Consider the following 24226-nt stretch of genomic DNA (forward strand, 5'->3'; position numbering starts at 1 on the left):
CACTATGGCAGCACCAATTCTTGCGTATGAAAATCTGGGCCTGGTCCAGGGCTCCGGCTGGCTGTTTCGCGGGCTGAGCCTGTTTATCGGCGAGCGCGACCGGCTGGCGCTGATCGGGCGCAACGGCGCGGGCAAGTCCACGCTGCTCCGCCTGCTGGCCGGACAGATCGATTCGGACGAGGGGCGGCGGACGATCCAGCCGGGTACGCATGTCGTGCTGCTGGAACAGGACCCGCAGGTGACGGGCTTTGCGACGCTGCTCGATTTCGCGCTGAAGGGTGATGACGCGCCCGAACGGTATGAAGTGGAGGCGATCGCCGACCAGCTCGGCATCGACCTGGGGCGCGAGGCGGCGACGGCGTCGGGCGGCGAGCGGCGGCGCGCGGCGATCGCGCGCGCGCTGGCGCAGAACCCCGACGTGCTGCTGATGGACGAGCCGACCAACCATCTCGACATCGCCGCGATCGACTGGCTGGAAACCTGGCTCAGCCGGTATAACGGCGCGTTCGTCGCGATCAGCCATGACCGTACGTTCCTGACGCGGCTGACCAAGCAGACGCTGTGGCTGGATCGCGGTGCGGTGCGGCGGGCGGAAATTGGCTTTGGCGGGTTCGAGGCGTGGACCGAGCAGGTCTATGCCGACGAGGAACGCAATGCGCAGAAGCTGGATGCCAAGCTCAAGATCGAGGAGCATTGGCTGTTGCGCGGCGTCACCGGGCGGCGTCGGCGCAACCAGGGGCGGCTGACCAAGCTGAAGGAAATGCGCGCCGAACGCGCATCGATGCTGGGGCCGCAGGGCGCGGCGAAGCTGGCGATCGGATCGGATGGCGCGCAGACCAAGGTGGTGATCGACGCCAAGGGCGTGACGAAGAACTTCGGCGACCGCACGATCATCCGTGACCTGACGCTGCGCGTGACGCGCGGCGACCGGATCGGCCTGGTCGGTGCGAACGGCGCGGGCAAGACGACGCTGCTCAAGCTGCTGACCGGCGAACTGGCCCCCGACGAAGGCAGCGTGCGGCTGGCCAAGACGCTGGACATGGTGTTCATCGACCAGCAGCGCAGCCTGATGGACCCGGCCAAGTCGGTGCGCGACGTGCTGACGCAGGGCGGCGAGTGGATCGACGTGCTGGGCGTGCGCAAGCATATCCATGGCTATCTGAAGGAATTCCTGTTCGAGCCGGGGCTGGCCGACGCCAAGATCGGCACGCTGTCGGGCGGCGAGCGCTCGCGGCTGTTGCTGGCGCGCGAATTTGCCCGGCCGAGCAATCTGCTGGTGCTCGACGAGCCGACCAACGACCTCGATCTCGAGACGCTGGACCTGCTGCAGGAAGTGATCGCGGACTATGCGGGCACCGTGCTGATCGTCAGCCATGACCGCGACTTCCTGGACCGCACGGTCACGGTCACGCTGGGGCTGGACGGCAGCGGCGCCGTGGACGTGGTGGCGGGCGGCTATGCCGAGTGGGAAGCCCAGCGCAAGGCGCGGCGCGGCGAGGCGCGCAAGGCGCCGGCTGCGGCCAAGCCGGTGGCCGAGGCGCCCAAGCCCAAGGCGACCAAGCTGAGCTACAAGGACCAGCGCGATTACGACCTGCTGCCCAAGCGGATCGAGGAAATCGAGGCGCAGATCGCCCGCGACGAAGCGGCGCTGGCCGACCCTGCGCTCTACACGCGCGATCCGAAGAAGTTCGCCGCGCTGACCGACGGCATCGCCAAGCTGCGCGACGAAAAGGACGCGGCGGAAATGCGCTGGCTGGAACTGGCGGAGCAAGTCGAGGCGCTGGGGTAGAATTTCACGCGAAGGCGCGAAGGCGCGAAGATTTTTTAGTCGCGCAGAGGCGCAGAGGCGCAGAGAGAGTGGTTCCCTGCGCGAAGCGCAGGACTCGCATCCAAAGGCCTCGCGCGATGAAGGCTGCGCATTAGGCAGACGCTGCCGCGGGCGCGCCACCTCTGCGTCCTCCGCGCCTCTGCGCGAAAAATCTTCTAAAAAATCTTCGCGCCTTCGCGTGAAACCCAAAACGCTACACCGCTTTCCCCTGCCGCCCCGCCAGATCGACGACATACTGCCACGCCACGCGCCCCGATCGGCTGCCGCGCCGGGTTGCCCATTTGACGGCTTCTGCCGGATCGAACGCCAGTCCGTATCCGTCGGCATAGCCCCGGACGATGTCGAGATAGGTGTCCTGGTCGATCGCGTGAAAGCCCAGGCTGAGCCCGAAGCGGTCGGCGAGCGCGAGGTTGTCGTCGATCGAATCGCGCGGGTTGATCGCGCTCGATTGCTCTTCCAGATTGCGGGGGACCAGGTGGCGGCGATTGGACGTGACGATCAGCCGGGCATTGGCGGGCCGCGCCTCGGCCCCGCCCTCCAGCAGCGAGCGCAGCGCCCGCGCGTCGCCCGCCGCATCGAAGCCGAGATCGTCGAGAAAGATCGCAAAGGGCCGCCCGGTGGAGGCCAGCGCGGCGAACAGTGCGGGCAGCGTCTCCAGATGCGGGGTCGCCGCCTCGACCAGCGCCAGCGCGCCGCCCTGTGCCTGCACCGCCGCGACGGTGCTTTTCACCAGCGCCGACTTGCCGGTGCCGCGCGCGCCCCAGAGCAGCACGTCCTGCGCGGCATGGCCCGCCGACAGCCGCTGCATATTGGCGAGCAGCGCCGCCCGCTGCGCCTCGACCCCGCGCAGCCGATCCAGCGGCAGGGGCGCAAAGGCGCGCGCCGCCGTCAGCCCGTGCCCACGCCAGACATAGGCCGGATGCGCCAGCGGATCGGCGGCGGGCGGCGGGGGCGGGGCGAGGCGATCGAGCGCGTCGGCGATGCGGGAAAGGGCGTCGGTCATCCGCGCGGCTATAGCCCAATTCGCCGGGCTGCGAAGCGTGGCTTAGCCCAGCTTTGCGAGCAGCGCGGTCGCCGCCGCGCGATCGGCGAAACCGGGGTCCGCCATCGCCGCCTGGACCTGCGCCCGCGCATCGGCGGGGCGGCGCATGTCGGCATAGACCTGTGCCAGGTGCCAGCGCAGCCCGGCGTGGCGCGGGGCGAGCGCCACGGCCTTTTGCAACAGCTCCGCCGCGCCGGTCAGGTCGCCGCCGCGATACAGCGCCCAGCCAAATGCATCGACCACCGCCACGTTCGACGGGGCGAGCGCATAGGCGGCCTCGCCCAGTTCCTGCGCGGCTTCGACTTCGCCCGCCTCGGCATAGGCCGTTGCGAGTTCGGCGTTGAGCACGGCGTCGCCATCGCCGATGCGACCGCGCAGCGTCTCGAGCGTGTCGATCGCCGCGTCATAGTCACCCGCCGCCAGCTGCCACTGGCCCGACAGGCGCAGCGCGGCGATGTCGATCGGGTTCTGCGACAGATACAGCGCCAGCACATTGGCCGCATCCTCGCGCCGGCCCGCGCCGTCCAGCGCGTCGACCAGCCGCAGCATCACCGGCTGGTCGAAGCGCAGATCGGCGGCGCGGCGATAGGCCGTGGCGGCGTCGGCGGGGCGGTTCAGCAGCATCAGCGTGTCGCCCACCAGCAGCTGTGCGGCGGGGGCGCCCGGGTTCTTCGCGGCAATGGCCTGTGCGCGGGCAAGCGCGCCGGCGGTGTTGCCCTGGTCGATCAACGCGCGGAGCATCGGCAGCGTCGCGCCGGGATCGTCGGGGCGCAGCGCGGCATCGGCGGCCAGCACCTCGGCGCTGTCGTCGGCGCTGAATGCGGTGGGAGCGGCGGTCGCGGGATAGGCGGCGCGATCGAGCAGGCGCGCGGCGGCGGCGCGATCACCGATCCGCTCGAACCCGCGCGCGACCAGCGCCAGCGCATAGCTGTCGGCATCGCCGCGCGCGACGACCGGGCGCACCGTGTCGATTGCGTTGCGCGCCGAATCGGTGCGCAGCAGCGCGATGGCGAGCAGCTTGCGCGCGGTCAGGTTCATCGGCTGGGTGCCGAGCAGCCCGCGCAGCGTGTCGATCGCCTGTTCGTTGGCGCCTGCCTGCAGGTCGAGCGTGGCCGAAAGCAGCTGCGCGCCGGGAAGCGCCGCCAGCGCGCCATCGGTCCGGTCGAGCAGGGTGCGCGCCAGCTCGGTATTGCCCGCGCGGGCGGCGATCACGGCCTGAAGGTACAGCGCCTGCGGGCTGCCGGGGCGGGCATCGAGCGCGCGGCGCGTGACCGCCAGCGCATCGACGGTGCGCCCGACATCGCCGAGCGTCGCGGCATATTCGATCAGCGCAGGCGTATAGGCCGGGTCGCGGCGCAGCGCGCTCTCGAACCAGGGGAGGGAGGCGACCGGCCCATATTGGGTGCGCACCATCAGCCCGCGCAGCAGCAGTGCGGGGACATGCCCCGGCGCCAGCTTGACCGCGCGTTCGGACGCTTGAATCGCGCCCAGCACGTCGCCGGCGGTCAGCTTGAACCGGCCCGTATCGACCAAGACATCGGCGTCATTGGGCGCAATCCGCGCCGCCTCGTCCAGCGCAGCGAGCGCACCGGCATAGTCGCCTTTCGCAGTCAGCGCCCGGCCGCGTATCCGCAGGCCGTCGGCGCGGAAGCGCGGATCGGTCTTGTCCGCCTGCGCCAGCGCCTTGTCGGCGTCGCCCTGCAGCAGCAGCGCCTCGGCGCGCAGATGCGCCACCAGCGCGGCAGGATAGCCGGTATCGACGGCGCGTTGCAGCTCCGCCTCGGCACCCAGCCCGTCCTCAAGCGCCAGCATCGCCTTTGCCAGCGCCAGATGCGCCTGTGCATTGGCCGGATCGGCGCGCACGGCATCGAACGCGGCGTCGCGGGCGGCGGTGGCGTTGTCGTTCTGGAGCAGCGCCACCGAACGCGCGGTCGCGGCCTGCGCCGCCGCCGGATCGGCGCGCGTGGGCGCCATCGCGAACCAGCCGACCAGAATCGCGGCGAACACGGCAAGCCCGGCGCCGACGACCAGCGCGCGGCGGAGCATCGGCGGAAAAGTGCGGCGCTTACGGCTGGAGGTCATAGGCTTTCAGCAAGTCATACAAAGTGGGGCGGCTGATCCCGAGCAGGCGGGCGGTGCCGGAGATATTGCCCTCGGCCCGGGCCAGCGCGTGGCGGATCGCCTTGCGATCGGCCAGTTCGCGCGCCGCCTTGAGATTGACGGGGAACGGGTCGGCAGCGTCGGCCAGGTCGAGATCGGCGGCGGTCACTGCCTTGCCATCGGCCATGATGACCGCGCGCTTCACCCGGTTTTCCAGCTCGCGGACATTGCCGGGCCAGCCCCAGGCGTCGATCGCGGCCAGCGCATCGGGAGCGAAGCTGCGCGCGCCGGTGTGCATCGCGGCGGCGTATTTCTTGAGGAAATGCCGCGCGAGTAGCCCGGCATCGCCGGGGCGCTCCGCCAGCGAGGGGATGCGGATCACGATTTCGGCGAGGCGATAATAGAGGTCTTCGCGAAAGCGCCCGTCCGCGACCATCGCGTCGAGATCCTGGTGCGTCGCGCACACGACGCGGGTGTCGACGGCGATCGGCTTGCGGCTGCCGATCCGCTCGATCACGCGCTCCTGCAGGAACCGGAGCAGCTTGACCTGGAGGGGCAGGGGGATGTCGCCGACTTCGTCGAGGAACAGCGTGCCGCCCTGCGCCTGTTCGATCTTGCCCTCGGACGTCTTCACCGCGCCGGTGAACGCGCCCTTTTCATGGCCGAACAGCTCGGATTCGAGCAGGGTTTCGGGAATCGCCGCGCAATTGATCGCGACGAACGCGCCGCGCTTGCGGGGCGAGGCATCGTGCACGCCGCGCGCCAGCAGTTCCTTGCCGGTGCCGCTGGCGCCCAGCAGCATGACCGATACGTCGGCGCCCGCGACGCGCTCGATCGTGCGCGTGACCTTCAGCATTTCGGGCGCGCCGGTAATCATCCCGCCCAGCACCATGCCCGCGTCCGCCCGCTCGGCCAGCCGGCGATTCTCGGCTTCCAGCGCGTGGACGTGGAAGGCGCGGGCGACGATCATGCCCAGCGCATCGACGTCGATCGGCTTCTGATAGAAATCCCACGCGCCCAGCGAAATCGCGCGGAGCATCGATTCATGCGCGCCGTGCCCCGATGCCACGATCACCTTGGTATCCGGGCGCAGCTTGAGGATCGCCTCCAGCGTGGCGAAGCCTTCGGTCGTGCCGTCGGGGTCGGGCGGCAGGCCCAGGTCGAGCGTTACCACCTGCGGCTCCTCGGCGCGGATCAGCGCGATGGCTTCGTCGCGGTTGACCGCGCTGTGGATGGCATAGCCTTCATAGGCCCAGCGGAGCTGGCGCTGGAGCCCGGCATCGTCTTCGACGATCAGCAGCTTCTTTGGGTCGGTCATGCGGCACGCTCTTGGGAAAGGTCGTCGGTCCGGGCCGCGCGCAGGACGAGGCGGAAGCGCGTGCCCAGCCCCTCGCGCGAGGTGACTTCCAGCCGGCCCTGCATCGCATCGGCCAGCTGGCGCGCCTCGAACGCGCCGATGCCGAAGCCGCCCGGCTTGGACGAGACAAAGGGTTTGAACAGCTGGTCGCGGACGAACGCGGGCGACATGCCGCACCCGCGATCGATCACGTCGATCGTGACATATTCGCCCACGCTGTCGACCGACAGCGTGACGGGTTCGTTGAGCGGGCTGGCGTCGATCGCGTTCTGGACGAGGTGGCCCAGCAATTGTTCGAGCCCGGCCGGTTCGGCATGGGCGACCGCGCCGGAGACGCCGGCGGTCACCACCGGGTGCTGGTTGCGGCGTGCGGCGGCGACGCGCTCGACCAGCGGCACGACTTCCACGGCATGGGGGGCGTCGCGACGGCCGCGATGATGCTGGGACAGGCGGGCGAGCAGGCCGTTCATCCGCTCCGCCGATTCCTTGAGTGTGACGATCATGTCGGCGCGAAATTCGGGGTTGTCGGCATGGCGCTCGGCATTGCGCGCGGTCAGGGTGAGCTGGCTCACCAGATTCTTGATGTCGTGGAGGATGAAGGCGAAGCGGCGATTGAATTCGTCGAAGCGGCGGGCGTCGGCCAGCGCCTCCTGCGCGCGCGCCTCGGCCAGATGCCCGGCGACCTGGCGGCCCGCGACCTTGAGCAGGTCGAAATCTTCCCAGTCGAGCGCGCGCCCCACCGGCGGGCGGGCGAGCAGGATCGCGCCCAGCAGCCGGTTCATGTGGAGCAGCGGCACCAGCACCCACGCATCGGGCAGGTCCAGCATCCATTGCGGCACCGCGCGCGCATCGGCGGTGTCCTGGTCCCCCTGCCGGATCGGATCGATCTCGACGATCCGGCCGGTGCCGCCCAGATGGGCCGCCAGCGCGGCATCGCTGGTAACGGGCAGGGTCATGCGATCCCAGTTCCAGCTCGCGCCGGGGCCCAGCGCAGCGCCATCGGGCACCAGCAGCAGCCCGGCGGGCGAATCGGTCAGGTCGGCGATCGCCTTTACGATGCGCTCGTCCAGCGGGACGGCGCCGTCGGGCGCGCCCAGCGTTTCGGTGAAGCGCATCCATTCGGTGCGATAGTCATAGCGGTGGCGGAACAGGTGCTTGGCCAGCTTCACTTTCGCCCAGGCGCGCAGCCAGCTGTTCGACACCAGCGTCAGGATCGCGGCGGTCGATCCCAGCACGAAGGCGGTCTGGAGCAGCCGCGCATGCGCGCCCCCCAGCGTCGCCAGTGCGCTGGTGCCGAGCGCGAGGAACGCGAAATAGGCGCCGATCGCGGCGAGCGAGAGCGACTGGTAGGTTACCGTGCGCGAGACCTGGACCGTCCATTCGCCCTTGCGCTGCAGCCCGGCGGCCATGCCCAGCGCGACGAGGACCATTGCGATGCCATGCGCGACCGACAGGACCATCGAGCTGCGGTCGATCAGATAGGCCAGCGTGAACAGCGTGAAATCGACGCTCCACAGCGCCGCGAGCGCCAGCACGACCCATTGGAGACCGCCACCCGCTGCCGGACGGAGCGCGGCGTGCAGTTCCTGGACCAGCACCAGCGCCGCCACCGCGACCAGCATCCGCAGCAGCAGCACGCCGCTTTCGATGCCGCTGCCAGCCGGCGCTTCGGCGACGACGAGCTGCGCCGCCAGCCCGGCCAGTGCCACCAGCACGACCACGCCATAGACGGTCGCTACCGCCAATGCGGGGCGCTCGCCGTCGCTGCGGCGATAAAGCGCGAGCATGAAGCCGAGCCATGCAATGTTGCGCAGCGCCTCCGCGCCGCGCGTCACCAGATCGTCGGCGCCGATTCCCGCCACCGCCAATGCCCATAATGCCGTGAGCGTCAGTGCCGCCGCCAGCGGCCGGCGTGGCACCCCATGGGCCCCGGACCGCAGCGCCCAGAGCGCCAGCGCACCGAACAGCAGCGCGGCAAGCGCGTGGCTCCACAGGGTCAGCGTCGCCGCCATCTACCGCGCGCCCTCGGGGAACAGGATCACACGCAGCGTCTGGAGCAGGATCAGGATGTCGAGAAAGGGCGAGTAGTTCTTGGCGTAGAACAGGTCATATTCCAGCTTCTGCCGCGAATCCTCGATCGACGCGCCGTAGGGATAGTTGACCTGTGCCCAGCCGGTAATGCCCGGCTTCACCATGTGGCGCTCGGCGTAATAGGGGAGCTTTTGTTCGAGATCCTCGACGAATTGCGGGCGTTCGGGGCGGGGGCCGACAAAGCTCATCTCGCCCTTCAGCACCGTCCAGCACTGGGGCAGCTCGTCGATGCGCAGCTTGCGGATGACGCGGCCGATTCGGGTGATGCGCGGATCGTTCTTTTCGGCCCATACCGCCTGGCCCGCGACTTCGGCGTCCTGGCGCATCGACCGCAGCTTGATGACGTCGAAGCCCTGTCCGTACAGCCCGACGCGCCGCTGCCGGTAAAAGGCCGGGCCGCGGCTTTCGAGCTTGATGAGGAGCGCGGTGAACAGCACCAGCGGCAGCGTGAGGATCAGCAGCAGCACGCTGGCGACGATGTCGAACAGCCGCTTGAACGCGCTGGAGAACATCCGCCCCGACGAGAAGCCGTCGGAAAAGATCAGCCAGCTGGGATTGACGCTGTCCAGGTCGACCCGTCCTGTCTCGCGTTCGAGGAAGGTCGAGATTTCGTTGACATGGACGCCCGTGGTCTTGATCCGCAGCAGGTCCTTGAGCGGGAGGGCGTTGCGGCGTTCCTCCAGCGCGAGCACGACTTCGCTGGCGTTGAGCAGGACGACATGGTCCGCAAGGTTGTAGATCGCGTCGCGCGAAATCGCTTCCGGGATGACGCGGTTTGCCTCGCTCATCGCGACATAGCCGACGACGACGAACCCCGCGCCCGGTGTCTGGGCCAGCAGCTTGAGCCGGGCCGCGCGGGCGCCCGCGCCCAGCACGACGATGCGGCGCTTGAACGCCTGGCTGCCCAGCGTCTTGCCCAGCAGGATGCGCAGGAACACCAGCAGCGCCATCGACACGCCCATCGCGTAGAGCAGGTTCGATCGCCAGAAGCCGATCTGGGGAATCGCGAAATACAGGCCCGACAGCGCGATGACGCCTAGCGCGACCGCGACGATCAGTCGGGCAGTGGCGTAGCGCAGCGATTGCAGCGCATCGGCGCCATAGACGCCGACCGCGATCATCGCGGTCTGGATCGTGAAGGCAAAGCTGACCAGCTGGGGCAGGCGCGACACCATCGGGGTGGGTGCCATGCCCACCTGATTCGCGCGGAGAATCCAGCCCAATTCGCCCGCAACGAGCAACAGGATAAGGTCGAGCACCCCGAGCAACAGCACGGCATTGGGCACATAATGCTTGAACAGCCGGATCATGCCCCCATGCTTAACGCGCAAGTGTAAACAAATCCGACATGGAGATCGTGGGCGACGCGATTTTCGACTGCAATGACGCCGGTTGCGCGAAACCCTTTCGCGCGCGCGCCGTTTGACCGCATGGGGCAAACTTCTATGTTCATCGCTGCCCAGGGGAACCATTCGCAATGCCGAATTCGATGCCGATCGTTCCTGTCATCCTGTCGGGAGGATCGGGCAGCCGCCTGTGGCCGATGTCGCAGCCCGAGCGTCCGAAACAGCTCCTGCCGCTGACGGCGGAGCTGACGATGCTCCAGCTGACCGCGTCGCGCGCCAGCGGCGAACGCTTTGCCAAGCCGATCGTCGTCGCCAACGCGACCCATGTGGACGCGGTGGAGGAACAGCTCGCGCATGTCGAATCGGTCGCGCAGGCGCTGATCCTGGAGCCGATGGGGCGCAACACCGCGCCCGCCATCGCGCTGGCGGCGATCGCGGCGGGGAGCGGCGCGCAGCCGCTGCTCATCATGCCGTCCGACCATGTGATCGCCGATGTCGAGGCGTTCCATGCCGCCATCCACGCGGCGATGCCGCTGGTCGAGGACGGGTGGCTCATCACGTTCGGCATCGCGCCCGATGCGCCCGAAACCGGCTATGGCTGGATCAAGATCGGCGAGCCGCTGATCGAAGGGGTGCACCGCGTCGCCCGCTTCGTCGAGAAGCCCCCGCTCGACAAGGCGCAGGCGATGCTCGCCTCGGGCGACCATGCGTGGAACGGCGGGATCTTCCTGTTCCGCGCCGACGCCTATCTGGCCGCGCTGGACCAGTTCGCGCCCGGCATGGTCGATGCGGCGCGCGAATCGATGGACAAGGCGCGGCATGACGGCACGCGCGTATGGCCCGAAGCGGCGGCGTTCGCGGCGTGCCCGTCGGACTCGATCGACTATGCGGTGATGGAAAAGGCCGAGCGCGTCGCCGTGGTCCCCGTGTCGATGGGGTGGAGCGATGTCGGCAGCTGGGACGCGCTCCACGCGATCAGCGCATGCGATGCCCAGGGCAATGTGTGCCGGGGCGACGTGATCGCGATCGACACGACCAACAGTCTGGTACGCGCGGACGGCGGCAAGCGGATCGCGCTGGTGGGAGTAAGCGACCTGATCGTCGTGGCATCGGGCGACGACATCCTGGTGCTGCCGCGCGGGCGCAGCCAGGACGTGAAGCAGATCATCGAGGCGATGAAGCGCTGAACGCGCGCCCCGGCGCGGCGCAGCGCCACGCCGGGGCCGCCGTGCCTTACGCCAGCAGCGCTTCCGCCTGGTCCAGCGTGTCCTTGAAGCTCGCGACGAGCGCGCGATAGGGCGCGGGGCTCGCCATATCGAGGCCCGCGCGCTTGAGGATGTCGACCGGATAGTCCGATCCGCCGGCCTTGAGCACCGACAGGTAATTGTCGCGCTCCTTCGGCCCGCCCTTCAGGATCGCCTGCGCGAAATAGGCGGCGGCGGCGATGCAGGTCGCGTACTGATAGACGTAGAAGCTGTTGTAGAAGTGCGGGATATACGCCCATTCGTTGGAATAGGCCGGGTCCAGCCCCATTGCCGGCCCGTGATAGCGGCGCAGCAGGTCGCCATAGACCTGCGTGAACCGCGCGCCCGACAGCCCTTCGCCCGCTTCGGCCAGGTCATGGGCCTTCAGCTCGAATTCGGCGAACATCGTCTGGCGGAAGAAGGTGCCCCGGAAATTCTCCATCTGCTGGCCGAGATAGAAGAGCTTTTCCTCCTTCGTCTTCGCCTGTTTGAGCAGATGCGCGACGAGCAGCTGTTCGTTGAGCGTAGAGGCGATCTCGGCGAGGAAGATCGGATAGTCGGCCTTGTCATAAGGCTGGGCCGCGTTGGCGAGCAGCGAGTGGAGCGCATGGCCCCATTCATGGGCATAAGTGCTCATCCCGTCATATTTCTCGGACAGGTTGAGCAGCAGATAGGGATGCACGTCATAGGCGCCGGGGTTCATGTACGCGCCGGGCCGCTTGCCGGGGCGCGGCCACGGGTCCATCCACTTGGCCGCCGTCGCGGTGGCGATCCGCTTCTGATAGTCCGGCCCCAGCGGCATCACCGCCGCCAGCGTCGTGGTGCGCATTTCGTCCAGCGACACGCGCTTGTCGAGCGCGACCAGCGGCGGATAGATGTCGTAATAATGGATGTCGGGCAGCTTGAGCATCCGGCGGCGCAGATCGAAATAGCGGTGAAGCTGCGGCAGCCCCGCATTCGCCTCTGCCACCAGCGTGCGATAGACGGCCTCGGGCACGTTGTTCCCCGATAGCGCGGCGGCCAGCGCGGTCGGGTATTTGCGCGCCTTGGCGTAGAAGATGTCGCTCTTTACCTGCGCGCTGTAGGTCGCGCCGAACGAGTTCTGGAAATGGCCGTGCGCGGTCCAGAAGGCATCGAACACCGCCTTGCGATCGGCGCGGTTCGGGGCGTCGCGATAGAGCGAATAGCCCTGCGAATCGAGCCGCACCTGCTCGCCGGTGGACAGCGTGATCGTCGGCCAGGGAATGTCGGAGGAGCGCAGCTGGCCCGCGATGTCGCCGGGTGCGGACAGCGGGGCACCGGCGCTGGCCAGCAGCGCCTCGCTTTCGGCCGAAAGCGTGTGCGGCGCCTGGCGGACGATGTTGGCGAGGTAGAAATCGAAGCGCGTGCGCAGCGTCGCATCCTCGGCGAGGAAGGCGCCGACCTTGGCCTTGCCCAGCGTCAGGATTTCGGGCGAGAACCATGCGGTCGCCTCGCCGAACGCAGTGTACAGGTCGATCGCCTGCGCCTTTTTCTCCTGATAGGCGGCGGCGCGGACGTCCTCGTCGCTTTTCAGCGAGACATAGACATAGATGCGCGAAATCGTGCGCCCCAGATCGGACTGGAGCACCAGCGCCTTGGCCAGCGTCGCGGCGCTGTCGCCCAGCTTGCCCTTGAACTGCGCGATGCCCGGCAGCGCCGCGAGCGCAGCCTTGCGCGCGGCATCCCAGGCGGCGTCGTCGGGATAGATTTCGGTGAGGTCCCATGCCGGGCCCGAAGGGGTGCCCTGCGCCCAGGCGGGCGCGGCGGTGGCGAGCGTGGCAAGGGCGGCGGTGGTCAGGGCTTCGCGGCGGGACATTTCGACCATGGGTTTCCCAAGATGCGGCGCCGGCGGACGCACGGCGCGGAGTGGATGCACCCAGTCTGTCGCGGTCGCTGCGCGAAGGGAAGGGCTTTCGGCGCGCCAAAAGCAAAAGGGCCGGGAGATCGCTCTCCCGGCCCCAAAGCTGTTCGGCAAGGCTGCCGGACGGTCGTGGACTTAGAAGTCCATGCCGCCCATGCCGCCCATGCCGCCGCCGCCGCCCATCGGCATGGCGGGCTTGTCTTCCGGCAGCTCGGACACGGCGGCTTCCGTCGTGATGAGCAGGCCGGCGACCGATGCTGCGTCCTGGAGCGCGGTGCGCACGACCTTGGTCGGGTCGATCACGCCGGCCGCAACCAGGTTTTCGTAGGTGTCGGTCTGGGCGTTGAAGCCGAGGTTCGAATCGTTGCCGTCGAGCAGCTTGCCAGAGATCACCGCACCGTCATGACCGGCGTTCTGCGCGATCTGGCGGACCGGCGCGTAGAGCGCCTTGCGGATGATGTCGATGCCGCGGGTCTGGTCGTCGTTCGCACCCTTGAGGCCTTCGAGCGCCTTGGTTGCGTACAGCAGCGCGGTGCCGCCACCGGGGACGATGCCTTCTTCAACGGCTGCGCGGGTTGCGTGCAGCGCGTCGTCGACGCGGTCCTTGCGCTCCTTGACTTCGACTTCCGACGCGCCGCCGACCTTGATCACGGCCACGCCACCGGCGAGCTTCGCCAGACGCTCCTGGAGCTTCTCGCGGTCATAGTCGCTGGTGGTCAGCTCGATCTGCTGACGGATCGCATCGGTGCGGCCCTTGATCGCTTCGGCTTCACCGGCGCCATCGACGATGGTGGTGTTGTCCTTGTCGATCGTGACGCGCTTGGCGGTGCCGAGCATGCCGAGCGTGACGGACTCGAGCTTGATGCCCAGGTCTTCGCTGATGACTTCGCCCTTGGTCAGGACGGCGATGTCTTCGAGCATCGCCTTGCGACGATCGCCGAAGCCCGGTGCCTTGACCGCTGCGACCTTCAGGCCGCCGCGCAGCTTGTTGACGACGAGCGTGGCCAGAGCCTCACCCTCGATATCCTCTGCGATGATGAGCAGCGGACGGCCCGACTGGACGACTGCTTCCAGGATCGGGAGCATCGCCTGCAGGTTCGAGAGCTTCTTCTCGTGGATCAGGATGTACGGATCGTTGAGTTCGACCGTCATCTTTTCCGGGTTGGTGATGAAGTACGGCGACAGGTAGCCGCGGTCGAACTGCATGCCTTCGACGACGTCGAGCTCGAAATCGAGACCCTTGGCTTCCTCGACGGTGATGACGCCTTCCTTGCCGACCTTCTCCATCGCTTCCGCGATCTTCTGGCCGACTTCGGTGTCGCCATTGGCCGAGATGATGCCGACCTGGGCGACTTCGTTCGAGCCCGAGACGGGCTTCGAGCGCGACTTGATGTCCTCGACAACCTTGGTCACGGCGAGATCGATGCCGCGCTTCAGATCCATCGGGTTCATGCCGGCGGCGACCGACTTCATGCCTTCGCGCACGATCGCCTGGGCGAGCACGGTCGCGGTGGTGGTGCCGTCACCGGCGAGGTCGTTCGTCTTCGACGCGACTTCGCGGATCATCTGGGCGCCCATGTTCTCGAACTTGTCCTTAAGTTCGATTTCCTTGGCGACGGTGACGCCGTCCTTGGTGATGCGGGGCGCACCGAACGACTTGTCGATCACGACGTTGCGGCCCTTGGGCCCCAGCGTGACCTTCACCGCGTCGGCGAGGATGTCGACGCCGCGCAGGATGCGTTCACGCGCGTCGCGGCTGAATTTTACGTCCTTGGCTGCCATGTTGGCTGACCTTTCCGTTCGAAAATGTTGATGAAGTTTAGGCTAGGACAAGGCGCTTTCGCGCGCTTGTCTGAATTAACCGACGATCCCGAGGATGTCCGATTCCTTCATGATGAGGAGGTCCTCACCGTTCACCTTGACCTCGGTGCCCGACCACTTGCCGAACAGGATGCGGTCGCCGGCCTTGACGTCGAGCGGCGTCACCTTGCCGTCCTCGCTCTTGGCGCCGGCACCGGCGGCGACGACTTCGCCTTCCTGCGGCTTTTCCTTGGCGGTGTCGGGGATGATGATCCCACCGGCGGTCTTTTCTTCGGCCTCGACGCGGCGGACGAGCACGCGATCGTGCAACGGACGGAAGTTCATTGCGCCATGTTCCTCTTTAGAGAAGGTTGAACGGGTCTTAGCACTCAGTTGGCCCGAGTGCTAACGCGCTGGGATATGCGTAGCCCATGGGGATTCGTCAACGGGTGCCCCCGCAGAAAAATCCGCAGGCGTATTGGGCCGATAGGACAGCGTTTACTCGGCCCTGCGCATCCGGTAGCACGCATGCCGCAATCATGGATGGAGCGGGCACGTGAAGCTGGTTCGGGGCGCCTGGAAATTACTCGTCGGGATCAAGGATTTCCTGGTCCTGGTGCTGATGCTCCTGTTCTTCACGGGGCTGTTCGCGGCGCTGTCGCACAAGCCCAATGTCGCCTCGGTGCGCGACGGCGCGCTGGTGATCGCGCTGGATGGCACGCTGGTGGAACAGCCCGAAGAGGGCGATCCCGTCGCCCGGCTGAGCGGGCAGGGCATGGCCAGCCAGCAGCGGCTGCGCGACGTGGTGCGCGCGCTCGATACGGCGAAGGGCGATGCGCGAGTCAAGGCCGTGGTGCTCGACCTGGACAGCTTTGCCGGCGGCTATCCCGCTGCCGTCAGCGATGTGGCCGCCGCCGTGGCGCGGGTGCGCGCCAGCGGCAAGCCGGTGCTCGCTTATGCGACCGGCTATACCGACAGCGGCTATCTGATCGCGGCGAATGCCAGCGAAGTGTGGGTCAATCCGCTGGGCGGCACGCTGTTTTCCGGGCCCGGCCGCACGGGGCTGTACTATAAGGGGCTGCTCGACAAGCTGGGCGTGACCGCGCACGTCTATAAGGTCGGCAAGTTCAAGTCGGCGGTCGAACCCTATATCCGCAGCGACATGTCGCCCGAGGCGCGCGAGGCGAATGTCGCGCTGTACGGCGCGCTGTTCGATCAGTGGAAGGGCGCCGTCGCCAAGGCGCGGCCCAAGGCGCGGATCGCCGATTACCTGACCAAGCCCGACGAAGTCATCGCCAGCACGGGGGGCGATATCGCCGCCGCCAACCTGTCCTACGGGCTGGTCGACAAGCTGGGCGATCGCATGGCGTTCGGCAAGCGCGTGGCCGAGATCGCCGGCGCTCCCGCAGGCAAGCCGGCGGGCAATTTCAATGCGATCAAGCTGGCCGACTGGATCGCGGCCAACCCGGTCAAGCCGACGGGTGACGCGATCGGCGTGATTACCGTCGCGGGCGAGATCGTCGATGGCAAGGCGGGCCCCGGCACCGCCGCCGGCGACACGATCAGCACGCTGGTGCTGAAAGGGCTGGCCGAGAAGAACCTCAAGGCGCTGGTGGTCCGCGTCGATTCGCCCGGCGGATCGGCGATGGCATCGGAAAAGATCCGCCAGGCGATCCTCCAGGCCAAGGCACAGGGGCTGCCGGTGGTGGTCTCGATGGGCAGCCTGGCCGCGAGCGGCGGATATTGGGTGTCCACGGCGGGTGACGCGATCTTTGCCGAGCCCAACACGATCACCGGGTCGATCGGCATTTTCGGGCTGCTCCCCAGCTTCGAGAACAGCCTGGCCAAGATCGGCGTGACCAGCGACGGCGTGCAGACCACGCCGCTGTCGGGTCAGCCCGACGTGACCGGCGGGATCAATCCGGTGACCGACCGTATCCTGCAATCGGCGATCGAGAGCGGCTATGCCCGCTTCATCAAGCTGGTGGCGGACTCGCGCAAGCTGACGCCGCAGCGGGTGGACGAAATCGGGCAGGGCCGGGTGTGGATCGGCGGCGTGGCGCACCAGTTGAAGCTGGTCGATCGCTTCGGCGGATTGCAGGACGCGATCGACGAGGCGGCGCGCCGCGCCAAGCTGGACCCCGCCAAGGTCCATGCCGTGTATCTGGAGAAAGAGCCGAGCGCGTGGGTGAAGTTCGTCGAGGGCTTTGCCGGCGGCAGCGGCGGAGAGGATGACGGCTGGGCCGATCAGCCTGCGGGCACCGACCTGGTCGGCCGTATCGCCGACGAGCGCCGCGCGCTGGTGGCGCAGGCGCTGGGCGATGCGCGGCGGATGGCGATGGGCGGTTCGGTGCAGGCACGCTGCCTGGAGTGCATGGCGCTGGCCCCGGCAGTGGCGCGGCCGAGCGACCGCAGCCTGTTCGAGATGTTGATTGCAGGAGTGACGCGATGATCGGCATTCGCGCAGCCACGCCCGAGGACGCCGCCGCCATCGCGGCCATCTATGCCCCGCATGTGCTGACCGGCACGGCATCGTTCGAGACCGACCCGCCCGAGGCGCGGACGATGCGTACGCGGATGGCGGCAAGCGACGGGCTGTACCCGTGGATCGTCGCGACCAATGGCGACAGCGAGGGCGGGGTGATCGGCTATGCCTATGCCACGCGCTTTCGCGAACGGCCCGCCTATCGCTATGTCGTCGAGACCACCGTTTACATGGCGGACGTGTCGCAGGGGCAGGGCGCCGGGCGGCTGCTGTACGAGGCGCTGATCGACACGCTGCGGGCGCAGGGCTTCGTCCATGCGATCGGCGCGATCGCGCTGCCCAACGACGCCTCGATCCGGCTGCACGAATCGGTGGGGTTCCGTCGCGCCGGCGTGTACCGCGAAGTGGGGTTCAAGCAGGGCCGCTGGATCGATGTCGGCATCTGGCAGTGCGAACTCAACGAACCGCAGGTGCCCCCTGCCGAGCCGCGCCCGTTCAGCGAAGTGGGCGTCGTGCGCGTCTGAGGCGCGGACGTGCGGAAACCACTCGGAAAGATTGCCGCGCTACCGTCTGTGCCGGAGGACGGATGCACAGCATCGAGGTAGATCGTGAGCGGCTTTTCATCGACGTGCGTGTCCGGGGGTTTCTGAACCCCGAGGACTCCGGCTGGCTGGGCGAAGAAGTGCGCGCGCATATCCGCACGTTCGGCGATGCGATCGGGCAGCACGTGACGCTGTACGACCTGACGGAGATGCTGGTCGCGCCGCAGGCGACGCTGGTGCAGACGCAGCAGAGCTTCCTCAACCCCGCGGTACGACCGCTATGGGCGCGCAAGGTGGCGTTTGCGACTCCCTCGGCGCTGGGGCGATTGCAACTCCAGCGGCTGCTGGAAGTGCGACCCGATTTCGGCATTTACGCCGATCGGGAATCGGCACTGGCCTGGCTGCTGGAAGCATAGCCGGCACTTCGGTATACCCGGCGCTGCGGCAGGCGCGGAGGCGTTGTGGACGAGGATTTCCCCCAGGGCACGGTACATCGCGCGGGCGAGGATCTGGAACGGGCGGTGCGCGCCGATCCGGCGGTGTTGCTGCTGTGGGGAGCGCTGACGCCGCTGGGCCGGAACGAATTCCTCTGCTGGGTCGACGACGCCAAGCAGGCCAAGACGCGCGAGCGCCGGATCGCACGGACCTGTCAGGAACTGGTCGAGGGCAGGAAGCGGCCCTGTTGCTGGGCGGGCTGCATCCATCGCACCGACAAGGCGCCGGGGCGCTGGCAGCAGGCGGTGCTGATCGACGGCAAGGCGCGATAACCGCGCTACGCCTTTCGCCCCCCACGATAGGCGGGCAGGCCCAGTTGCCATACGATCGCGGCGGCGCGCAGCGCGAAACCGGCGACGGCGGCGACCAGCCCGGCGGCGAGCGGCGGCAGGCCGAGCAGGCTGAGCGCGACATAGACCGACGAGGCGAGCGCGGCTGCGGTGACGTATAGTTCCGGGCGCATCAGGATCGACGGCTCGCCCGCCAGCACGTCGCGGATGATCCCGCCGACGCACGCGGTGACCACCCCCATGACGGCGGCGGGCACCGGCGGGATGCCATAGCCCAGCGCCTTGGCCGCGCCGAACGCGGCATAGGCGGCCAGCCCCAGCGCATCGAGCCAGGCGAAGGTGCGATCGCTCCACCAATGTTGCGGCGTGACCCAGATCGAGGCGGCGACGCCCAGGCACAGGGCCGCGACGGTCGCGTCGTGCACCCAGAATACCGGCGCCCCGATCAGCAGGTCGCGCACCGTGCCGCCGCCGACGCCGGTGATGAGCGCGAAGAAGGTGGCGGTCACCAGCGTCTGCGCCCGCCGCGTCGCGGCCAGCGCGCCGGTGGCGGCGAACACCGCGATCCCGAACAAGTCGAGCCAGGGAAGGAGCGTGCCGATCTGGGCGGTATCTGGGCTGGGCATCGCCGCTGTTTCACGCCTTGGCGCGTCCGCGTCAAACGGGGACTGGCGATGGCGGCAGGGGTGCGGCATTAGGGGCTCATGCATCGCACTGAATCGCCGCTCGTCGTGATCGCCGTCCTGCTGGCGGCGCTCGCGGGCTTTGTCGACGCGCTGGCCTTTACCAGCCTGGGCGGGTTCTTTGCCTCGTTCATGAGCGGCAATTCCACGCGGCTCGGCGTGGGGCTGGGCACCGGCGACGGCGCGGTGGCGGCGATGGCGGGGGCGCTGATCCTCAGCTTTGTCAGCGGGGTGATCCTGTCGAGCGTGATCGCGCGCGCGGCGGGCGAGGGACAGCGCCACGCGGTGATGGCGGCAGTGACGCTGCTGCTGCTCGCCGCCGCGCTGCTCGGCACCTTTGCGCCGGGGCCGATCGTCTTGTTGCTGCTCGCGGCTGCGATGGGGACCGAGAACGGCGTGTTCCAGCGCGACGGCGAGGTTTCGATCGGGCTGACCTATATGACCGGATCGCTGGTGCGGATGGGCCAGAAGCTGGCGGGCGCGCTGATGGGCGATGCCGATCGCTGGGCGTGGCTGCCCTATTGCACGCTATGGGCGGGATTCGTGTCGGGCGTGGTGCTGGGCGCGGCGGCGCAGGGACTTTGGGGCTGGTACGCGCTGTGGCTGGCGCCTTTGGTGTCGGCGCTGCTGACGCTGGCGGTGGCGCGGGTTGGGCGGCGCGTGGTGCGGGTGGTTTGAGCGCGAGGCTGCATCATAGCAGGGCGGATTGAATATGACCGACAGTATCTACACGCCGTCTCCATTCGAAAGGTTTAAATGCCAGGGCGACCTGATTGGTAGGATGGTAGTCGAATACGGCGAAATGGAGTGGTCGTTGTGCCTTCTCGCGGGGCATATTTTCGAGGACTTCGACCTATCCTTGAAGTCTTTATATCGATCAAGGGGTGAAACTCAGCGTATCAACGTCGCGGATGCCATGATCCGAAATCGTATTAATCCCGCCCTCAGGGACATTTACGAGCATACGATCGCTCGCATGAGGAAATGTCTTAAAATCCGAAATCAGTATGCCCACTCGAATTGGGTACACGCAGCGCCAGACAGGCTTTGCTACGCAGACATAGAATCTCTGGCAAAGAGAAATGACGTCATTAGTTTTAGCGATATGAATTTGTATGAGCTTACGGTAGAAGTACTCGAGGATCAGGCAAGACTGTTTCGTGAGGTTGCGCAAAACCTCGAGAGGTTATGCATCGAGGTGCAATTTCTAAACGGAAAAATATCGATACGCGGTTCTGGATTTGTAAGCGATATTGCGCTTCCTCAAGAGCCCATTGCGCTCCCATAGCATACGGTACTCGCCCACGAGGGCATTATTCTGCCTACCAGCCCAGCCGATCCAGCATCTCGCGCGCTTCTGCGGCATCCATCCGCGCGATCAGCACGCGCATCGTCGCGCCGCCCTGAAGCGTGCCGTCGCGGAAATAGGCCCAGTCGATGATCTGGTTGTCACGGATCGTCACCTGGTCGCCCTTGGCGAAGCGGGGATCGCGCGGCGTGTTGACCAGCCGGGCGATGGTCACGTCGCCGCGATGGGAGATGATCTCTGCCCAGATGAACTCGGCGCGCTCCTCGGGGACGAGGTCGTATTTGACGATGAAGCCGGTCTCGCCGGGGCCGGGGGCGGTCACATGGCCGAAGAATACCGGCAGCCCGCGCCGTGCCTGCACGATGGCGGCGCGCATTTCGGGGTCGGTGGCGGGGACGCTGACCGTCGGGTCGTCCTGGGGCGCCGCATGGGTGACCAGCGGCGCCAGCAGGAGAAGGGGGGCGGCTGCGACCCGGCAAAGCCGGGCCGCCGTCGGTCGGCGCTTGGGCGCCGCCGGCCGGCCGAGCCTAATATGCTCGCGATTAGCTTCGCTAATCCCTTTGCCGGCTCGGCTCAGACGTGAATCGCCTTGCCGCGCACTGCCATCGCCGCTTCCTTGATCGCCTCGGAATGCGTCGGGTGGGCGTGGCAGGTGTACGCGATGTCTTCGGACGTGGCGCCGAATTCCATTGCCTGCGCGACCTGGGCGATCATCGTGCCGGCGGGGGCCGTGATGATCCAGGCGCCGAGCACGCGATCGGTGGTCGCATCCGCAATCACCTTCACCCAGCCCACGGTGTCGTCGATCGCCTTGGCGCGGCTGTTGCCCGCCATCGGGAACTTGCCGACCTTGACCTCGCCCTTTTCGCGGGCCTGCTCTTCGGTCAGGCCGACGCCGGCGATTTCGGGGTGGGTATAGACGACGCTCGGGATCACCGCATGGTTGATGATGCCGGTGAGGCCGCCGATATTCTCGGCCACCGCAATGCCCTCGTCCTCGGCCTTGTGCGCGAGCATCGGGCCGGGGATGACGTCGCCGATCGCCCAGATGCCGGGGACGGCGGTCTGGAGGCGCGAATCGGTTTCGATCTGGCCACGCGCGTTGGTGAACAGGCCGACCTTGTCGAGGCCGAGGCCGTCGGTGTTGGGACGACGCCCGATCGCGACGAGCACGACATCGGCTTCCAGCGTCTCGGCGGCGCCGCCGGCGGCGGGCTCGATCGTGACGCTGGCCTTGTCGCCGTTGACGGCGACGCCGGTCACCTTGGTGGAGAGCTTGATCTCCATGCCCTGCTTCTTGAAGATCTTGGCGGCTTCCTTCCGCACTTCACCGTCCATGCCGGGCAGCAGCTGATCGAGATACTCGACCACGGTCACCTTGGCGCCGAGGCGCTGCCAGACCGAGCCGAGTTCCAGCCCGATCACGCCGCCGCCGATGACGACCATGTTCGCCGGCACCTTCTCCAGCGCGAGCGCACCGGTGGAATCGACGACAACTTTCTGGTCGACCGTCACGCCGGGCAGCGGGGTGACCGACGAGCCGGTGGCGATGACGATGTCCTTGGCGGTCACCGTCCGCTCACCCACCTGGACGGTGTGCGCGTCGACGAAGGTGCCGAAGCCCTTGATCCATTCGACCTTGTTCTTCTTGAACAGGAATTCGATGCCGCCGGTCAGGCCCTTCACGGCCTTGTCCTTGTCGGCCATCATCGCCGGCAGGTCGAGTTCGACCGCGCCGAGCTTGACGCCATGCTTGGCCAGCGCGCCCGAGGCGGCTTCGTAGAACAGCTCGGACGCGTTCAGCAGCGTCTTGGACGGGATGCAGCCGACGTTGAGGCAGGTGCCGCCCAGAGTCTCACGCCCCTCGACGCAGCCCGTGCGAAGGCCCAGCTGCGCCGCGCGGATCGCCGCGACATAGCCGCCGGGGCCGGAACCGATGATCAGGACGTCGAAATCATATTCAGCCATTTTCCGCTCCATGCGTGCGCGTGCGGGCGCTTAAACTATCGGCCGTGTCGCCCGGGGCTCTGGGCCCCTGCTTTCGCAGGGGAACGGGCGGGTCCAGCCATAACTGTGCTCCTGCGAACGCAGGAGCCCAGGGTTGCGAAGGTCGTTCCTCGATCCGGCACCGTTGCGCCGATCAGCCGAAGAGCGTCCCGTACAAATCCTTCCATAGCGGGTTGTCGCGTTCGATCAGTTCGATCTTCCACGCCCGCTTCCATTTCTTCACCTGGCGTTCGCGAAGCCGCGCCCCGTCCAGATCCTCATGCGCCTCGTACCAGACGAGGAGCCTGCAGCCATGTTCCCTGGTGAAGCCGTCGATTATCCCGTTGCGATGCTGGTACGCCCGGGCGGCCAAGTCGCTGGTCGACCCCACATAGATGGTGCCGTTGCGCTGGTTCGCCATGATGTACACGCAGCCGGATTTCGTCGGGCTTCTCCTTGGTCTTTGCGCACCCGCGGAAGCGGGAGCCCAAGGCGAGCGCAGTACGCCGCAACCCTGGGCCCCTGCTTTCGCAGGGGCACGGTTAGAGGTCGATCAGCAGGCGCGTCGGATCCTCGATTGCGTTCTTGAGCGCCACCAGGAACGTCACCGCCTCGCGGCCGTCGATCAGGCGGTGGTCGTAGCTGAGCGCGAGGTACATCATCGGGCGGACGACGACCTGGCCGTCGCGGACGACCGGGCGGTCCTCGATGCGGTGCAGGCCCAGCACGGCCGACTGGGGCGGGTTGATGATCGGGGTCGACATCAGCGAGCCAAACACGCCGCCGTTCGAGATGGTGAAGGTGCCGCCCTTCATTTCGTCCATCTTGAGCGTGCCGTCCTTGGCGCGCTTGCCGAAGTCGCCGATCGTCTTTTCGATGCCGGCGACCGACAGGTCCTGGGCGTCGCGGATCACGGGAACGACCAGGCCCTGCGGCGCGGAGACCGCGACCGAGATGTCGGCATAGTCGTGATAGACGATCTCATCGCCTTCGATCGAGGCATTGACCGAGGGGATGTCGCGCAGCGCCTGGACGGCGGCCTTCACGAAGAAGCCCATGAAGCCGAGGCGGACGCCGTGCTTCTTCTCGAACAGGTCCTTGTACTTGGTCCGCGCGGCGATGACTTCGGTCATGTCGACGTCGTTGAACGTCGTCAGCATCGCGGCGGTGTTCTGCGCTTCCTTCAGCCGCTTGGCGACCGTCTGGCGCAGGCGCGTCATGCGGACGCGCTCTTCCTTGCGGCCCGATGCGGCGGGAGCCGGGGCGGCGGCGGGCGATGCTGCCGGGGCGGCCGCTGCGGGCTTGGCGGCGGCGGCGGCGACGACGTCGTCCTTGGTCAGGCGACCGTCCTTGCCGGTGCCTTGCACGGTCGAGGGATCGACGCCGGTTTCCAGCACCGCACGGCGCACCGACGGCGAGAGCGCGGCGGCTTCACCACCGGCGGCAGGCGCGGGGGCCGATGCGGGCGCGGGCGCTGCGGCAGGCGCCGGGGCGGGCGACGCAGCCGCGCCGCCTTCGCCGACGGTCGCGATCACGGCGCCGACTTCGACGGTGTCGCCCACCTTGACGAGCTGCTCGCCCAGGATGCCCGCGACGGGCGAGGGGACTTCGACCGAGACCTTGTCGGTCTCGAGGCTGGCGATCGGCTCGTCAACCTGCACGGCGTCTCCGGGCTTCTTCAGCCACTCGCCCAGCGTTGCTTCGGTGATGGATTCGCCCAGCACGGGCACTTTTACGTCGGTCATA

General features: G+C 67.6%; 20 protein-coding genes. 7 read left to right on the top strand and 13 right to left on the bottom strand.

The genetic code is table 11. The features are described 5' to 3' along the window. Positions 1-4 precede the first annotated feature (4 nt). A complete protein-coding gene (locus ACG3SL_RS00550) occupies positions 5-1789 on the top strand; it encodes an ABC-F family ATP-binding cassette domain-containing protein (protein ID WP_448663201.1) in 1785 nt (594 codons plus the stop codon). 232 nt (positions 1790-2021) lie between these two features. On the opposite strand, the gene ACG3SL_RS00555 is transcribed toward ACG3SL_RS00550, so the two are convergent. The 5 genes from ACG3SL_RS00555 to ACG3SL_RS00575 are packed head-to-tail and all read right to left on the bottom strand — an operon-like array spanning position 2022 to position 9728. Beyond that, positions 2022-2831, bottom strand: coding sequence for an ATP-binding protein (locus tag ACG3SL_RS00555; protein ID WP_448663202.1), 810 nt, complete (start codon positions 2829-2831; stop codon positions 2022-2024). A 42-nt stretch (positions 2832-2873) separates the two neighbouring features. Further along, on the bottom strand, positions 2874-4952 hold the full coding sequence (locus ACG3SL_RS00560; RefSeq protein WP_448663203.1) for a tetratricopeptide repeat protein: 2079 nt from the start codon (positions 4950-4952) through the stop codon (positions 2874-2876). Then, positions 4936-6288, bottom strand: coding sequence for a PEP-CTERM-box response regulator transcription factor (prsR, locus tag ACG3SL_RS00565; RefSeq protein ID WP_448663204.1), 1353 nt, complete (start codon positions 6286-6288; stop codon positions 4936-4938). The genes ACG3SL_RS00560 and prsR overlap by 17 nt, the downstream gene beginning before the upstream one ends. Further along, positions 6285-8339 (bottom strand): XrtA/PEP-CTERM system histidine kinase PrsK, encoded by a 2055-nt coding sequence (prsK, locus tag ACG3SL_RS00570; protein ID WP_448663205.1) that lies wholly within the window; start codon positions 8337-8339, stop codon positions 6285-6287. Before prsK ends, prsR begins: the two co-directional genes overlap by 4 nt. Further along, the gene (locus ACG3SL_RS00575) at positions 8340-9728 is read right to left on the bottom strand and encodes a TIGR03013 family XrtA/PEP-CTERM system glycosyltransferase (protein WP_448663206.1); all 1389 of its coding nucleotides are present in this window, start codon (positions 9726-9728) and stop codon (positions 8340-8342) included. Positions 9729-9907: 179 nt separating this feature from the next. On the opposite strand from ACG3SL_RS00575, the gene ACG3SL_RS00580 reads away from it, so the two are divergent. Continuing rightward, a complete protein-coding gene (locus ACG3SL_RS00580; protein ID WP_448663207.1) occupies positions 9908-10951 on the top strand; it encodes a mannose-1-phosphate guanylyltransferase/mannose-6-phosphate isomerase in 1044 nt (347 codons plus the stop codon). Positions 10952-10997: 46 nt separating this feature from the next. Here ACG3SL_RS00580 and pepF read toward each other — a convergent pair whose 3' ends face one another. From pepF to groES, 3 genes are all read right to left on the bottom strand, one after another. After that, complete coding sequence (pepF, locus tag ACG3SL_RS00585) at positions 10998-12854, bottom strand: oligoendopeptidase F (RefSeq protein WP_448663208.1); 1857 nt, start codon at positions 12852-12854, stop codon at positions 10998-11000. 171 nt (positions 12855-13025) lie between these two features. Continuing rightward, on the bottom strand, positions 13026-14672 hold the full coding sequence (gene groL / locus ACG3SL_RS00590; RefSeq protein WP_448663209.1) for a chaperonin GroEL: 1647 nt from the start codon (positions 14670-14672) through the stop codon (positions 13026-13028). Positions 14673-14747: 75 nt separating this feature from the next. After that, on the bottom strand, positions 14748-15035 hold the full coding sequence (gene groES / locus ACG3SL_RS00595; protein ID WP_315589311.1) for a co-chaperone GroES: 288 nt from the start codon (positions 15033-15035) through the stop codon (positions 14748-14750). A gap of 211 nt (positions 15036-15246) precedes the next feature. Here groES and sppA point away from each other — a divergent pair, with 211 nt between their 5' ends. The 4 genes from sppA to ACG3SL_RS00615 all read left to right on the top strand — a co-directional run bounded on the left by sppA (position 15247) and on the right by ACG3SL_RS00615 (position 18484). Continuing rightward, on the top strand, positions 15247-17142 hold the full coding sequence (gene sppA, locus ACG3SL_RS00600) for a signal peptide peptidase SppA (protein ID WP_448663210.1): 1896 nt from the start codon (positions 15247-15249) through the stop codon (positions 17140-17142). Beyond that, positions 17139-17699, top strand: coding sequence for an N-acetyltransferase family protein (locus ACG3SL_RS00605; RefSeq protein ID WP_448663211.1), 561 nt, complete (start codon positions 17139-17141; stop codon positions 17697-17699). Before sppA ends, ACG3SL_RS00605 begins: the two co-directional genes overlap by 4 nt. Before the next feature lie 62 nt (positions 17700-17761). Next, a complete protein-coding gene (locus ACG3SL_RS00610) occupies positions 17762-18133 on the top strand; it encodes a hypothetical protein (RefSeq protein ID WP_448663212.1) in 372 nt (123 codons plus the stop codon). A 45-nt stretch (positions 18134-18178) separates the two neighbouring features. Further along, positions 18179-18484 (top strand): YdeI/OmpD-associated family protein, encoded by a 306-nt coding sequence (locus ACG3SL_RS00615; RefSeq protein WP_448663213.1) that lies wholly within the window; start codon positions 18179-18181, stop codon positions 18482-18484. 5 nt (positions 18485-18489) lie between these two features. Here ACG3SL_RS00615 and ACG3SL_RS00620 read toward each other — a convergent pair whose 3' ends face one another. Further along, positions 18490-19128 carry a trimeric intracellular cation channel family protein gene (locus ACG3SL_RS00620; RefSeq protein ID WP_448663214.1) on the bottom strand — a complete coding sequence of 213 codons (639 nt, stop codon included), beginning with the start codon at positions 19126-19128 and terminating at the stop codon, positions 18490-18492. A 78-nt stretch (positions 19129-19206) separates the two neighbouring features. Here ACG3SL_RS00620 and ACG3SL_RS00625 point away from each other — a divergent pair, with 78 nt between their 5' ends. After that, positions 19207-19863, top strand: a complete 657-nt coding sequence (locus ACG3SL_RS00625; protein WP_448663215.1) for a YoaK family protein — start codon at positions 19207-19209, stop codon at positions 19861-19863. Between the two features lie 644 nt (positions 19864-20507). On the opposite strand, the gene ACG3SL_RS00630 is transcribed toward ACG3SL_RS00625, so the two are convergent. The 4 genes from ACG3SL_RS00630 to odhB form a co-directional block, all read right to left on the bottom strand. Further along, complete coding sequence (locus tag ACG3SL_RS00630) at positions 20508-20870, bottom strand: DUF2314 domain-containing protein (protein ID WP_448663216.1); 363 nt, start codon at positions 20868-20870, stop codon at positions 20508-20510. Between the two features lie 197 nt (positions 20871-21067). After that, a complete protein-coding gene (gene lpdA / locus ACG3SL_RS00635; RefSeq protein ID WP_448663217.1) occupies positions 21068-22462 on the bottom strand; it encodes a dihydrolipoyl dehydrogenase in 1395 nt (464 codons plus the stop codon). Positions 22463-22634: 172 nt separating this feature from the next. After that, positions 22635-22910 carry a GIY-YIG nuclease family protein gene (locus ACG3SL_RS00640; RefSeq protein ID WP_448663218.1) on the bottom strand — a complete coding sequence of 92 codons (276 nt, stop codon included), beginning with the start codon at positions 22908-22910 and terminating at the stop codon, positions 22635-22637. Between the two features lie 112 nt (positions 22911-23022). Then, positions 23023-24225, bottom strand: a complete 1203-nt coding sequence (gene odhB, locus ACG3SL_RS00645) for a 2-oxoglutarate dehydrogenase complex dihydrolipoyllysine-residue succinyltransferase (protein WP_448663219.1) — start codon at positions 24223-24225, stop codon at positions 23023-23025. Position 24226: the final 1 nt, after the last annotated feature.

It is taken from the genome of Sphingomonas degradans, assembly GCF_053502645.1.